Genomic DNA, 12823 nt, shown 5'->3' with positions numbered 1-12823 from the left:
GCCCCGCGTGGTCACGCCCCTGGAGCCACTGGAAGCCGCGACCACAGCGAACCTGGCGCGTGCTGAGGAGGCGGCGAGGTCTGTTCCGCATCCTGTGTCAGCGCTCGTTGCCAGCGGCTTCGGAGTCAGACCCAGCCGCGGCGGATCGCTTCGACGCCCGCATGGAAGCGGCTCTTGGCGTTCAACGCGATCAGCACCGCCTGCACGCGGCGCCGTACCGTGCGAGTGGTGATGTCGAGCTGGCGGGCGATCACGTCGTCCTTCAGCCCGGCGGCCAGCAGCGTGAGCACCTCACGCTCTGGCTGGTCGAGGCTGACCGGCTGGCCTTTCATGGGCACGGCCCGGCTCCAGCAGGTCTCGAAGAGCATGACCAGGCCGTCAAGGAGCGGCGACGGCCGGACGAGCAGCGCCCTGGCGTTCTTCGACTCGCGGTCCATCGTGATGACGCATGACTGGCGGTCCGCGAGCGCGCCGCGAAAGGGCAGGTCGGGATGGAGCCTGGCCTGCAGGCCGCGGAGCGCGGCGAACTCCGCGCCCAGCTCGGCGGGCAGGTCCTGCGGATCGCACAGCAGGCGGAAGTGCACCCCGCGCTCCAGCGCGGCGGACTCCGTGGGCGCGTTCGCTCCGGCGACGTACGGCGCGTGGTCCCACATCAGCACTTCCTGCCGCGCCTCCTGCAGCATCTGGTGGTAGCGGTTGCCGATCTCCTCCCCGCTGTCCAGATACTCGAGCATTCCCCCGGCCCCGTCGTGCTCCCGCGACCGGTGGAAGCGTTCCCGCAGGTCGGGGAGCACGCCGCGGATCCGGTGCAGCTCGTCCTCGCGCTGGCGTAAGAGCTCGTGCAGCGCGTGCGCGGGGTCGGCCGCCGCCCACACGTCCGCCCCGCCGGAGACGGCCAGATTGTCGGCGCGGAGCACCAGCTCCCGCGCCCGCAGCCAGGCGAGCAGGTCCGACACCTCCTCCGCGGCCCTTCCTGACTCGGCCACGAGATCGGCCGTCGTAGCGGTGTGCCGCTCCAGCAAGGACAGGTAGATCGCCTCGGCCCCTTCGGGCATACCAAGTCCGGACAGTACAGGAGACACATGACGATCTTTCCCATTGCGGACACAGTCCACAAGGGGACGATCTTACTTATTGTCCTAAACCGGCCCCGGTGCCTCCTGGACGGCAGCTGGATCCATGTTCGAGTGGGTAGGGTGGCGCGGTGTCGAGTGGTGGACTGTTCGCCGGGACAGGTGTGTTCTACGCGCGCTTCCGTCCGGGCTATCCGAGGGCGTTCTTCGACGATCTGGTCCGGCGCTTCGGGCTCGACGGCTCTGGACGCCTGCTTGACCTGGGCTGCGGCACCGGCCAACTGACCATTCCGCTCGCCGGGCACGTCGCGGAGGCGGTCGGTGTCGATCCCGAGCCGGACATGCTCGCCGAGGCCGCCCAGCAGGCACTCGCCGCCGGGATCGGCAACGTGACCTGGGTACGCGGCAGTTCGGCGGACCTGCCAGGCGGGTTGGGCCGGTTCCGGCTGGTGACCATGGGGCGCTCGTTCCACTGGATGGATCGCGAGCAGGTCCTGGGGGCGCTGGCCGGCATGGTGGCGGACGAGGGCGGCGTGGTGATCGCCAATGACGGTTGCCTGGCGCGACCGGTCACGCCGTGGCAGCACGCCATCGAGGAAGTGCAGCACCGCTTCCTGGGCCCGCTCCCCCAGGCCGGTGCCGGGACGCCGGACACGCCGCATGAAACGGTGCTGGCTCAGTCACCCTTCATGGACGTGTCCCGGGTGGTCCATGAGTTCGAGCGGTCGTGGACGGCGGACCAGATCATCGGCTACCTGTATTCGACGTCGCTCCCGCTGCGGCGGCTGCTCGGCGCTCGACGGCCCGCCTTCGAACGAGAGATCATCGACGCCCTGCTGGCAGCCGACCCGAGTGGGCGATTCGTCGAACCGGTGGCTCTGCAAGTGCTCATAGCCCGAAAGAACATCTAGCACAATTGGCGTATGGGAGACCTCGTCGAGATCGTGGACTACGACCCGGGCTGGCCGATGGAGTTCGCCCGGCTGGGTGAGGCGTTGCGTGCGGCGCTCGGCGACGTCGCGGTCCGGATCGATCACATCGGGTCGACCTCGGTTCCCGGCCTGGCCGCCAAGCCGGTGATCGACATTCAGATCGCGGTGCGCTCCTTCGACCCGCTCGAAGCGTTCAGGACCCCGCTGGAACACCTCGGCCTGGTGTACCGAGCGGGCAATCCCGAGTTGACCAAGCGTTACTTCCGAGAGGCGCCCGGCACCCGCCGGACCCATGTCCACGTGCGCGAACATGGGAGTTTCTCGCAGCAGTTGCCCCTGCTGATGCGCGACTTTCTGCGTGCCCACCCAGGCGACACGGCCGAGTTCGCGAGGGTGAAACGGCGGTGTGCGGAGGAGTCCCGCGACGAGCGCCAGAAGTACGTCGAGGCCAAGGAGCCGTACGTCTGGGACATTCTTCGCCGCGCTGACGCGTGGGCCCAGAGGCTTGGCTGGAGACCGGGTCAGAGTGATGAGTGAGCGCAGTGATCAGTGGGCCACGGTGACCACGATCTTGCCGAACTGGGTGTTGGACTCCATGTGCCGGTGTGCCCGCACGATCTCCTCCAGCGGGAACAGGCGATCCACCACGGGACGGAACGCCCCGGCACGCAGGCCCGAGGCGACGGACGCCGCGGCGCGGCGCATCCGCTCGGGATCCTTGGTGATCTCGTGCACCGTGTACGTGCGCATGTTCAGGGCGGGCATGCCCAGCTCGAACCCCGGATAAGGCGTCGGCTGCCCGCTCTGCGCACCCCACAGGAACAACGTCCCATCGGGGGCCACGGCCCGGGCCAGATCCACCACGCCCGGCCCGGCGACGGCGTCGAAGACGTACTCGGCTCCTCTGCCGCCGGTCAGCGCCAGCACGCGTCCCGCCACGTCCTCCTCCTCGGAGACGATGACCTCGGCCGCGCCCTCCTCGAGCAGCCGCTGCCTCTTGGCGCGGGTGCGGGTGACGGCGATCGGCGTGGCGCCCACGCGGTTGGCCGTGTGGATCGCGGCCAGGCCGACGCTGCTTGAGGCCGCGTTCAGCACCGCCACGTCGCCCGCCCGCATCCCGCCCACCTCGACCATCGCGCCGTACGCGGTGAGGTAGGGCATCCACACCGCCGCGCCGGACACCGCGTCCACCTCGTCGGGGCGATGCAGGAGCGCGGACGCCGGCGCGATCGCCCGTTCGGCGTACATGCCGTAGTCGTTGTACGAGAAGGACGGCACGACACTGACCGCCTGCCCCACCTCGAACCCGGTCACCTCCGGGCCGACCGCCTCGATCACCCCGGCAGCCTCGGAGCCGAGCCTGGCGGGCAGTTCCTTGACCGGCTCGATGTAGTGGCCGCTCCGGAAGAGCGCCTCCGCCCTGTTGACCCCGATCGCGTCCACCCGGATCCGCACCTCGCCCGGCCCCGGCTCGCCCGTCTCCAGGTCCTCCAGCCGCATCACCCCGGGCCCGCCGATCTCGTGGAACCGCACGGTCCTTGCCATGCCACCCATCCTTCGCTCGCCTGTGAACGCGACCTACTGAAGCGCATAGGACGATCGTTGTCAAACTTCGATGCCTGTCGTACTATCTCGAGGTTGCCTCTGTACCTACTAGTATGTACGCTCGTGATCGTGGACATGAGAGAACGGCTGATCGAGAGCACCCGCGAGCTGCTGTGGGAGCGCGGATACGTAGGCACCTCGCCCAAGGCGATCCAGCAGCGCTCCGGGGCGGGCCAGGGCAGCATGTACCACCACTTCCGCGGCAAGCCCGAACTGGCGCTGGCCGCGATCGCCCGCAGCGCCGACGACATGCGCGCCCGCGCGGAGGCGGAGTTCTCCGGCTCCGGGACCCCCATCCAGCGGATCACCGCTTACCTGCGCCGGGAACGGGACGCCCTGCGTGGCTGCCCGGTCGGCCGCCTCACCCAGGACCCGGACGTGATGGCCGATGCCGAGCTGCGCCGTCCGGTCGAGGAGACCTTCGCCTGGTTGCGCACCCGGCTCGCCGGGGTCCTCGCGGAAGCACGGGCCGAGGGCGAGGTGCACACCGCGCTCGACCCGGCGGCCACCGCCACCGCGCTCGTCGCCGTGCTGCAGGGCGGGTACGTGCTGGCCCGCGCCGCCGGCGACGCGGAGGTGTACGCGCAGGCCGTTGACGGCGCGCTCGGCCTGCTCGCCGGACATGTTCGCTGAATCACTCGAAAGGACGAAATAATGCCCTTTGTTCGTATTGACGCGGTCCGGGCAGACGAGAAGCGGTTGGACGCCCTGGGCCGGGCCGTACACGACGCCCTGGTCGACGCCATCGGCATTCCGCAGGACGACAGGTTCCAGGTGCTCACCAGCCACGACGGCACGCATCACCTGCTCCGCTACGACGCCGGCTACCTCGGCGTGCACCGGGACGACGACCTCGTGTTCGTCGCCATCACCATGCGCTCCGGACGTACGGCGGCCCAGAAGCAGGCTCTCTACCGCAGGATCGCCGATCTCGCCGAGGAGTACGCGGGCACCGAGCCGCGGAACGTGTTCGTCTCGATCAGCGAGAACCAGTCGATCGACTGGTCATTCGGCGAGGGCGTGGCGCAGTACGCCGAGGCCGACCTATGACGGCGGTGGATCACCGAGGCAGCTCGACGTACCGGTCACCGGCGTACGGGGACTAGACGGCGCCGCGCGCCTGCCGAGGGAGTCAGCCGGACCGCTGGGCGCGTCCGAGCTCGGCGAGGCGGGTCAGGGCGGGCAGCGCGTCGGCGATCGCCCGTCGCTGATCGGCGGTCAGCTGGGCGACCAGCGGGGCCAGGTGGCGGATGCGGTCGTCGTAGCGGGAGCGGCCGATCCGGCGGCCGGCCTCGGTGATGTGGATGAGGACGGCGCGCCCGTCGCTCGGGTCGGGGCGGCGCTCCACCAGCCCGTCCCGCTCCAGCCGGGTGACCAGCTGGGTGATGGCGGGCTGGCTGACCTGCTCGGTCTTGGTCAGGTCGGTCAGCCGCATCGGGCTGCCGCCGGAGGCGAGGGTGTCCAGCACCGACAGCGTCGTGAACGACAACTTCTCCAGTGTCGGGAGGCGGATGTAGAAGCGGTTGAAGTTCTCGATCGCCGTGGCGAAGGCGTCCACGTCCAGCTCGTCAGGGATGTCGTTCACTCCGCGAATTATATCGCGACTTATATAAGATGCTTATGGGCATCGGCGGCCCACCGTCATCGACGTCCCGATGGTGAACGAACCGGTGCCGACCCCGGGCACTGGAACATCAAGGACATCCATCAGGGGCTGTTCTCCGACTGAAAACGTTGTGCGTTCGGTATTTCCTCGGCCACCGGCGGGGGGCTATAACGAACGTACTAGTCCGTGAATTAACTCTCACCTACCCCCCGAGGTGAATCGTGCGATTTCCCGCCGTCGCGGCCGCGTTCATCCTGCTCGCCGCCTGTGCCCCGCCCGGACAGCAGGCCGAATCCGGAGCAGGCGCCACGGGCCCCTTCAAGATCGCGAACGTCAACGCCCAGAGCGGCCAGCTCAGCTCGCTCGGCCAGTGGGAGCACAAGGGCGTGAAGCTGGCCATCGACGAGGCCAACAAGGCCGGCGGCGTCAACGGGCGGCAGATCCAGCTCGACCTGTTCGACAGCCAGGGCGACCCCACCGTCGGCACCAACCTGGCCAGGAAGATCGCCGGCGAGGGCTACCTCGCCATGCTCGGCACCGCGGAGAGCGCCGTCACCCTGGCCATGGCCCCCATACTCAAGGACGCCGAGATCCCGAACATCACCTCGGGCCAGTCGCCCAAGCTCGCCGAGCTGAAGAGCCCGTTCCTGTTCCTCAACGCGCCGACCAGCGTCACCTTCGACGAGACGCTCGCCAAGTACCTCGTCGACGACAAGGGGCAGAAGAAGATCGCGCTGATCAGCAACAACGGCGCGTACGGCAGCGGCGAGCACGACGCATTCCGCAACGCCCTCAAGACCAGGAACGTCACCCCGCTGGCCGACGAGGTGGTCACCCCCGACCAGAAGGACTTCAACGCCAACCTCGCCAAGATCCGCGAGAAGGACCCGGAGGTGCTGTTCATCGGCGCCGAGGAAGTGCAGTCGGGGCTGATCGCCAAGCAGGCCCGCGAGCTGGGACTCAAGGCGGTCTTCGCGGGCGGCGCCCCCATCGGCACCGACGTCTACGCCACCACGGCCGGGCCGAAGAACGCCGAGGGCTCCGTCGTCAGCTCTCCCTACCTGAGCAACGAGGCCAGCGACGCGATCAAGGCGTTCGCCGCCAAGTACAAGGCCGCCTACAACGAGGAGGCCCGCATGCACGTCGCCAAGGCGTACGACGGGGCGTCGATCCTCATCGAGGCGCTCAAGCAGACCGACGGCCAGGGCGGGCAGAAGCTCGCCGACGCCATCCGCGGCGTCAAGCGCGCCGGGCTGCTGGGCGACTACGACTACGACGCCAACGGCGTCGGCATCCACACCACCAAGATCGGCCTGGTCAAGGACGGCAAGGTCGTGCCCGAGGCCGCGAGCTGACGTGCAGGTATTCCTCCAGACCCTGATCGGCGGGGTCACGTTCGGAGCGGTGTACGCGCTGGTGGCGATGGGGTTCTCGATCGTCTACCGCACGATGGGCCTGGTCAACTTCGCCCACGGCAGCGTCGTGATGATCGGCGCGTACGCCGCCTCCACCTTCTACCTGGCCACCGAGCTGCCCTTCGCGGTCGCGATCGTCGTGGCCATCGCGGTCACCGGGCTCATCGGCCTGGTGATCGAGCGCTTCCTGCGCCCGCTGGAGAACAAGGACTTCACGCTGATGCTCATCGGCACGATCGGCTTCGGCGCCGTGCTCGAGGCGGGGGCGGTCCTCGTCTGGGGCGCCACCGGCCACGCCGTGCCCTCCCCCGTCGCCACCGAGCCGATCGACCTGGCCGGCGTCCGCATCCCCACCTACAACGTGCTGGTGATCGCGGTCGCGGCGGCCGCGACCGGGCTGCTCGCGCTGTTCCTGCAGCGCACCAAGCGCGGCGCGGCCATGCAGGCGGTCGCCATGGACCACGAGGCGGCCACCGCGGTCGGCATCCACGTCGGCCGCAGCAACGCCATGGCCTTCGCCATCGGCGCCGGCCTGGCGGCGCTGGCCGGCAGCCTGGTCGGGCCCATGCTGTACGTCAACCCGACCATGGGCGGCACCCTGGGCATCAAAGGCTTCGCCGCGGCCATGCTCGGCGGCTTCGGCAGCATGCCGGGCGCGATCGTCGGCGGCCTGGCCTTCGGACTGCTCGACTCCTTCGCCGCGGGCAACTTCCAGGAGTATTCGGAGCTGGTGACGTTCCTGGTGTTCGCCGTCGTGGTGATGATCCGCCCGACCGGCATCTTCGGAGAGGCGACGGTGAACCGCGCATGAGACGTCTGGCCTGGCTCGTCCCGGTCGCCGTGGCCGCCTGGCTGCTGCCCTACGGCCTGGGCGGCTACTCGATGCACGTCACCGACGTGGCGATCATCTTCGCGATCCTGGCCATCGGCCTCGGGCTCACCATGGGCGTGGCCGGGCAGATCAACCTGGCCCAGGTCGCCTTCTTCGGCGTCGGCGCCTACACCGTCGCCATCCTCACCACGCAGGCCGGGCTCGGCTTCTGGACCGCGGCGCTCCTGGCGGTGCTGGCCGCCGTGGTGTTCGGCGCGCTCGTGGGGGTTCCCGCACTGCGCATGCAGTCGCACTACCTGGGCATCGTGACGCTCGGCCTGGCGCTGGCCTTCACCAACTGGGTCACCAACGCCACCGTCGCGGGCCGGGCCGAGGGCATCAGCGACATCCCGGTGCCGCCCATGTTCGGCATCGACCTGTCCAGCGGCTACCTCTTCTACTACGTCGAACTGATCGTCTTCGCCCTCGCCCTGGCCTTCGCCCTGCTGGTCACCCACTCGCCGCTGGGCCGCAGGCTACGCGCCATGCGCGACGACGACCTGGCCGCCGGCGCGCTGGGCGCGGAGATCCCGCTGCTGCGCATGACCGCCTTCGTGCTGTCCGGCCTGTACGGCGGCGTCGCGGGCGTCCTGTACGCCGGGCTCATCCGCTTCGTCGCGCCCGAGTCGTTCAACATCGCCAACATGTTCCTCCTCCTGGCCATGGTGATCATCGGCGGCCGCAGCAGCATCCTCGGCTGCGTCGTCGGCGCGGTCGCGCTCGCCCTGGTCAGGGAGGCGCTGCTGGACGCCTCCGCCTACGCCCAGCTCGGCTACGGCCTGGTGGTCGTGCTCGTGGTGGTGTTCGCGCCCAAGGGCCTGGCGGGCCTGCCCCGGCAGCTCCTGCGGCGGCGGCGTGACGGCTCGCGTGCCCAGCTCGGCGCCTTCCGCCCGTACGAGGCCGCGGCTGTCGCGTCGGAGGGGGACGTGCTGGAGGTCCGGGAGGTCACCAGGCGCTTCAAGGGGCTGGTCGCGCTCGACGGGGTGTCGCTGACCGTGCCGGCCGGGCAGATCCGCGGCATCGTGGGGCCCAACGGCTCGGGCAAGACCACGCTGTTCAACGTGATCAGCGGCTTCTACCCGCCCACCCAGGGCTCGGTGCGGCTGCGGGGGCACGATGTGACGGGGGCGGCGCCGTACCGGCTGTCGCAGCTCGGCGTGGCGAGAACCTTTCAGAACCTGCGCCTCTTCGAAGACCTCAGCGTGCGCGAGAACCTCCTCGTCGGCCTGGACCGCACCCCGACCGCCTGGATCTGGCGCTACCCCGGCCTGCCCTGGAAGGTGCTGGGCTACGAGCGGGCGCTGCGCGCCCGGGCCGAGGAGATCGTCGATCGGTTCGGGCTCGCCGAGGTCGCCGACGCCGAGCCGCGCTCGCTGCCGTACGGCATCCAGCGGCGCATCGAGCTGGCCCGGGCCATGGCCATGGCCCCGAACCTGCTCCTGCTGGACGAGCCGGCCGCCGGGCTCAACGGCGAGGAGGTGCGCCGGCTGGGCGAGATCGTCCGCTCCATCAGGGACTCCGGAGTGACCGTCGTGATCATCGAACACAACATGGGCCTGGTCATGTCGCTGTGCGAACAGGTCACCGTCCTGTCAGGGGGCCGCGTCATCGCCGACGGCCCGCCGGCCGACGTGGCCGTGCACCCCGACGTCGTCGCCGCCTACCTCGGCGACTCGATGACCGCCCCCACCGCTGAGGAGGCCTCCCGATGAGCACGCTCACCGTCGAGAACCTCTCGGTCCACTACGGCGGCGTACGGGCCGCCCACAACGTCTCCTTCACCGTCGAACCGGGCCAGTCGCTCGGCGTCATCGGCGCCAACGGCGCGGGCAAGACCTCCACGCTCAAGGCCATCATGGGCCTCGCGCCCAGGCAGGCCGGCGCCATCCGCTTCGGCGAGCACGACCTCCTGCGCGCACCCGCCCACACCCTGGTGCGGCACGGCATCGGCTACGTGCCCGAGGGGCGGCACATCTTCCCCGGTCTGAGCGTGGAGAAGAACCTGCTGCTCGGCGCGTACACCACTCATTGGAAGCGCACGCCCCTCGACGAGGTGTACGAGGTCTTCCCGGTGCTGCGCGAGATGCGCCGGCGGCTGGCCGGCGCGCTGTCCGGCGGCCAGCAGCAGATGCTGGCCGTGGGGCGGGCGCTGATGTGCCGTCCCAAGGTGATGCTGCTTGACGAGCCCTCGATGGGCCTGTCGCCGATCCTCGTGGCCGAGATCGCCGGCGTGCTCAAGCGGCTCAACGCCGACGGGCTGGCCATCCTGCTGGTCGAGCAGAACGCCAAGCTGACGTTCGATGTCACCACGACCTGCCTGGTGATGGAGAACGGCGAGATCGCCGCCACCGGCACCTCGGCCGAGCTCCGCGACGATCCCCAGGTCCGGCACATCTACCTCGGCCTGTGAGGGGCGTCAGCCGGCGATCACCGCGATGCCGGGCTCCAGCAGGGGGAAGCGCTTGAGCACCTCCGGGTCGTGGCCGGCGACCACCAGGTCAGGGCCGTCGGCCAGCTCCTTGATCCGGTCGAACGCGCCGTACATGCCGGTCATGCTGTGCAGGATCGGGAAGGGGCGGTCGCCCTCGATGTTCTCTTGAACTCCTCTCCACCGTTAACAGTGGAGGTTCTTCCCGTCACCCTGAAGTGCGGGGGTTCGCGCTTCACCGACCCGGGCAACCCCGAGTCTCCACGCGCTGTCACCGCCGTTCCGGCGGCCTAGCTGTACCGACAAGGACACGATCTCCCGATGGGCTTGGCTATCGCCTTCCCGTTCGATCACTCGAACCATACCCACAGTGGCCGAGTGAGTGCAAGAAGTTACGGTCAAAGGCACCCTCGATGCGCTCGGCCCAGGGGCCCGTCCAGTAGTCGAGCTCGGCGCGCTGGAGCACGTAGCGGGCCGAGGTGAACTCCTTGGCGGTGCCGGTGTGGTCGTAGTGCAGGTGGGTGAGTACCACGTGGTCGACGGCGTCCGGGGCCACGTCCAGCCGGGCCAGCGCCGCCACGGGCGAGGACAGGTAGCGCAGTCCCGGGGCGCGCTCGGCCCGCGCCCGGGCGATGCCGGTGTCGATGACGACCGTGTGCTCGTCGTTGACGGCCAGCCAGATGTAGTAGGCGGTGGGATGCGGCTCCGCTCCCCTGGTGTCGTGGCCGTGGAAGTGCTCGCCGCGCCGGGCGTCGCGCTCGGCGTAACGCAGGGCGTACACGCGGAAGCCGGTCACGCCGGCACCCGGTCCTTGAGCCCGAGCTGCTCGGTGGGCACCCGGTAGGTCTCCCGGGCAGTCGCCACGGCGGCCACGTTGACCAGGCACAGCACGGCGGTGATGAGCGACACGCCCAGCCAGCTCTCCGGGCCCGTGCCCGCCACCGCGGTGGCCACGGTCGGCGCGAAGCCGGCGATGGCGAAGCCGATCTGGGTGCCGATCGCCATGCCCGACAGGCGGACCCGGGTGGTGAACATCTCGCCATAGAAGGACGGCCAGACGCCGCTGGTGGCGCTGTGCACGACGCCGAACATCAGGATGCCCGCGACGAAGATCAGGGCGTAGCTGCCGATGGAGATCGACCACAGGTAGCCGAACATCAGCACCGCGCAGCCCAGCGAGCCGCCGATGAAGACCGGCTTGCGGCCGATCCGGTCCGACAGGGAACCCCACAACGGGATGGTGATCACGGCGGCGACGTTGGCCAGCACGCCCACCCAGAGCATCGGCCCGCGCTCCAGGTGCATGGTGTTGACGGCGTACGACAGGGCGTGGACGGTGAAGATCGTGCTGACCGAGGCGATGACCGCGGCCACGACCACCCGCAGCACATCCCGCCACTGCTCGCGGAAGAGCACGGCCAGCGGCATCCTGGCCACGTTGTTGGTCGCCACCTCCTGCTCGAAGGCGGGCGTCTCCTCGAGCGTGCGCCGGATGACCAGCCCCACCGCGGCCACCACGATGCTCAGCCAGAACGGCACCCGCCAGCCCCAGCTCAGCAGCTGCTCCTCGGGCAGCGCGGCGATCGGGAGGAAGATCGCGGTGGCGATGATCTGCCCGGCCTGGGTGCCGTTGAGCGTGAAGCTGGTGTAGTAGGCCCGGCGGGTCTCGGGGGCGTGCTCGAGCGTCATGGAGTTCGCGCCCGCCTGCTCGCCGGAGACCGAGAAGCCCTGCATCAGGCGAAGGACCACGAGCAGGACCGGCGCGAGCAGGCCGACCTGGTCGTACGTGGGCAGGCAGCCCACCAGGAACGTCGAGGCGCCCATCATGACGAGCGTGGCGACCAGGACCTTCTTGCGGCCGAACTTGTCGCCCACGTGCCCGAGGACGAAGGCTCCGACCGGCCTGGCCAGGTAGCCGACGCCGAAGGTGGCCAGCGCCAGCAGCGTCCCCGTGGCCGGCGAGCTGGACGGGAAGAAGATCTTGCTGAACACCAGGGCGGCGGCGGTGCCGTAGATGAAGAAGTCGTAGTACTCCAAGGCACTGCCGATCCAGGCAGCAATGGCCGCTTTGCGAGGTTTGCCCTGCACCGTCACGATATGCTCCTCACGGGGGAATGGGATAGAGCAGTGGCAGGAAACTAACTCACTGGTTCGTACATTACAAGGGCGTTGCCAATCGGTTACCGGCAGGACGGCGCCCAGGCCCAGTGGTCAGGCCCGATGGTCAGGCCCGGTAATCAGGCAGGGCCGCGCAGGTAGGCGACGATCATCTCCCCCACCATCCGGCGCAGCCTGGCGCGGTGCTCCGGCGCGGTCATGTCGCGCCCGAACAGCGCGCCGAAGGTGTGCTGGTTGGCCACGCGGAAGAAGCAGAACGAGCTGATCATCATGTGCACGTCGATCGCGTCCGCGTCGGTCACGAACTCCCCGGATGCCTGCCCGGCGTCCAGGATGCGCGAGATGACGTCGAGCACCGGCGTGCCGAGGTTGGCCAGGACCTCGGACTTGCGGATGTGCTCGGCCTGGTGGACGTTCTCGATGGCGACGAGCTTGATGAAGTCGCGGTGCGCGTCGTGGTGGTCGAAGGTCAGCTCGGCCAGGGTGCGGATGGCCTCCACCGGGGCCAGGTGCTCGACGTCGATCGTGCGCTCCATCGCGCGCACCTCGGTGTAGGCCTTCTCCAGGACCGCGATGTAGAGGCGTTCCTTGCTGCCGAAGTAGTAGTAGATCATGCGCTTGGTGGTGCGCATCTGCGCGGCGATCTCGTCCACGCGCGCGCCCGCGTACCCGTGCCGCGCGAACTCCTGCTGAGCCACCTTGAGGATCTCCGCCTTGGTGCGGTCGGCGTCCCGCTGGCGTTCCGAGGCGACGGGTTGGGAGGTCATTCGGTCAT

General features: G+C 69.4%; 15 protein-coding genes. 8 read left to right on the top strand and 7 right to left on the bottom strand.

Annotation, left to right across the window (positions count from 1 at the left end):
* Positions 1–125: 125 nt before the first annotated feature.
* On the bottom strand, positions 126–1055 hold the full coding sequence (locus ABN273_RS29990) for a helix-turn-helix transcriptional regulator (RefSeq protein WP_349452403.1): 930 nt from the start codon (positions 1053–1055) through the stop codon (positions 126–128).
* Between the two features lie 149 nt (positions 1056–1204).
* On the opposite strand from ABN273_RS29990, the gene ABN273_RS29985 reads away from it, so the two are divergent.
* Both ABN273_RS29985 and ABN273_RS29980 read left to right on the top strand, forming a co-directional pair.
* Positions 1205–1984 carry a class I SAM-dependent methyltransferase gene (locus ABN273_RS29985; protein WP_349452402.1) on the top strand — a complete coding sequence of 260 codons (780 nt, stop codon included), beginning with the start codon at positions 1205–1207 and terminating at the stop codon, positions 1982–1984.
* A gap of 12 nt (positions 1985–1996) precedes the next feature.
* The gene (locus tag ABN273_RS29980) at positions 1997–2542 is read left to right on the top strand and encodes a GrpB family protein (RefSeq protein WP_349452401.1); all 546 of its coding nucleotides are present in this window, start codon (positions 1997–1999) and stop codon (positions 2540–2542) included.
* A 9-nt stretch (positions 2543–2551) separates the two neighbouring features.
* Here ABN273_RS29980 and ABN273_RS29975 read toward each other — a convergent pair whose 3' ends face one another.
* Entirely contained in the window at positions 2552–3550 is a 999-nt protein-coding gene (locus tag ABN273_RS29975) for a zinc-dependent alcohol dehydrogenase family protein (RefSeq protein WP_349452400.1), read from the bottom strand.
* Between the two features lie 135 nt (positions 3551–3685).
* Between ABN273_RS29975 and ABN273_RS29970 the strand changes: the two genes are divergently transcribed.
* Positions 3686–4243: a TetR/AcrR family transcriptional regulator gene (locus tag ABN273_RS29970; protein WP_349452549.1), complete on the top strand. Its 558-nt coding sequence runs from the start codon at positions 3686–3688 to the stop codon at positions 4241–4243.
* Between the two features lie 21 nt (positions 4244–4264).
* Entirely contained in the window at positions 4265–4660 is a 396-nt protein-coding gene (locus ABN273_RS29965) for a tautomerase family protein (RefSeq protein ID WP_349452399.1), read from the top strand.
* A gap of 82 nt (positions 4661–4742) precedes the next feature.
* On the opposite strand, the gene ABN273_RS29960 is transcribed toward ABN273_RS29965, so the two are convergent.
* A complete protein-coding gene (locus ABN273_RS29960; RefSeq protein ID WP_349452398.1) occupies positions 4743–5195 on the bottom strand; it encodes a MarR family winged helix-turn-helix transcriptional regulator in 453 nt (150 codons plus the stop codon).
* A 242-nt stretch (positions 5196–5437) separates the two neighbouring features.
* Between ABN273_RS29960 and ABN273_RS29955 the strand changes: the two genes are divergently transcribed.
* Genes ABN273_RS29955 through ABN273_RS29940 form a run of 4 tightly spaced genes read left to right on the top strand, consistent with a single transcriptional unit; the run spans position 5438 to position 9912 of the window.
* Complete coding sequence (locus ABN273_RS29955; protein ID WP_349452397.1) at positions 5438–6571, top strand: ABC transporter substrate-binding protein; 1134 nt, start codon at positions 5438–5440, stop codon at positions 6569–6571.
* Between the two features lies 1 nt (position 6572).
* A complete protein-coding gene (locus ABN273_RS29950) occupies positions 6573–7442 on the top strand; it encodes a branched-chain amino acid ABC transporter permease (RefSeq protein ID WP_349452396.1) in 870 nt (289 codons plus the stop codon).
* Positions 7439–9214, top strand: coding sequence for a branched-chain amino acid ABC transporter ATP-binding protein/permease (locus ABN273_RS29945; RefSeq protein ID WP_349452395.1), 1776 nt, complete (start codon positions 7439–7441; stop codon positions 9212–9214). The genes ABN273_RS29950 and ABN273_RS29945 overlap by 4 nt, the downstream gene beginning before the upstream one ends.
* Entirely contained in the window at positions 9211–9912 is a 702-nt protein-coding gene (locus ABN273_RS29940; protein WP_349452394.1) for an ABC transporter ATP-binding protein, read from the top strand. Before ABN273_RS29945 ends, ABN273_RS29940 begins: the two co-directional genes overlap by 4 nt.
* A gap of 6 nt (positions 9913–9918) precedes the next feature.
* On the opposite strand, the gene ABN273_RS29935 is transcribed toward ABN273_RS29940, so the two are convergent.
* From ABN273_RS29935 to ABN273_RS29920, 4 genes are all read right to left on the bottom strand, one after another.
* Positions 9919–10056 (bottom strand): hypothetical protein, encoded by a 138-nt coding sequence (locus ABN273_RS29935; protein WP_349452393.1) that lies wholly within the window; start codon positions 10054–10056, stop codon positions 9919–9921.
* Positions 10057–10261: 205 nt separating this feature from the next.
* Entirely contained in the window at positions 10262–10726 is a 465-nt protein-coding gene (locus ABN273_RS29930; RefSeq protein ID WP_349452392.1) for an MBL fold metallo-hydrolase, read from the bottom strand.
* Positions 10723–12024 (bottom strand): MFS transporter, encoded by a 1302-nt coding sequence (locus ABN273_RS29925; protein WP_349452391.1) that lies wholly within the window; start codon positions 12022–12024, stop codon positions 10723–10725. Before ABN273_RS29925 ends, ABN273_RS29930 begins: the two co-directional genes overlap by 4 nt.
* A 143-nt stretch (positions 12025–12167) precedes the next feature.
* Positions 12168–12815 (bottom strand): TetR family transcriptional regulator, encoded by a 648-nt coding sequence (locus ABN273_RS29920; RefSeq protein ID WP_349452390.1) that lies wholly within the window; start codon positions 12813–12815, stop codon positions 12168–12170.
* Between the last annotated feature and the right edge of the window lie 8 nt (positions 12816–12823).

The sequence above is a fragment of the Nonomuraea sp. B19D2 genome (assembly GCF_040137845.1).
GTDB lineage: Bacteria > Actinomycetota > Actinomycetes > Streptosporangiales > Streptosporangiaceae > Nonomuraea.
This window is presented reverse-complemented; position numbering and strand designations above follow the sequence as displayed.

What these genes read in the sequence shown, in the direction of transcription:
- ABN273_RS29975 (WP_349452400.1), bottom strand. Translation starts at nt 3,550, where the DNA reads ATGGCAAGGACCGTGCGGTTCCACGAGATCGGCGGGCCCGGGGTGATG.
- ABN273_RS29965 (WP_349452399.1), top strand. Translation starts at nt 4,265, where the DNA reads ATGCCCTTTGTTCGTATTGACGCGGTCCGGGCAGACGAGAAGCGGTTG.
- ABN273_RS29920 (WP_349452390.1), bottom strand. Translation starts at nt 12,815, where the DNA reads ATGACCTCCCAACCCGTCGCCTCGGAACGCCAGCGGGACGCCGACCGC.
- ABN273_RS29945 (WP_349452395.1), top strand. Translation starts at nt 7,439, where the DNA reads ATGAGACGTCTGGCCTGGCTCGTCCCGGTCGCCGTGGCCGCCTGGCTG.
- ABN273_RS29970 (WP_349452549.1), top strand. Translation starts at nt 3,686, where the DNA reads ATGAGAGAACGGCTGATCGAGAGCACCCGCGAGCTGCTGTGGGAGCGC.
- ABN273_RS29980 (WP_349452401.1), top strand. Translation starts at nt 1,997, where the DNA reads ATGGGAGACCTCGTCGAGATCGTGGACTACGACCCGGGCTGGCCGATG.
- ABN273_RS29935 (WP_349452393.1), bottom strand. Translation starts at nt 10,056, where the DNA reads ATGACCGGCATGTACGGCGCGTTCGACCGGATCAAGGAGCTGGCCGAC.
- ABN273_RS29940 (WP_349452394.1), top strand. Translation starts at nt 9,211, where the DNA reads ATGAGCACGCTCACCGTCGAGAACCTCTCGGTCCACTACGGCGGCGTA.
- ABN273_RS29990 (WP_349452403.1), bottom strand. Translation starts at nt 1,055, where the DNA reads ATGCCCGAAGGGGCCGAGGCGATCTACCTGTCCTTGCTGGAGCGGCAC.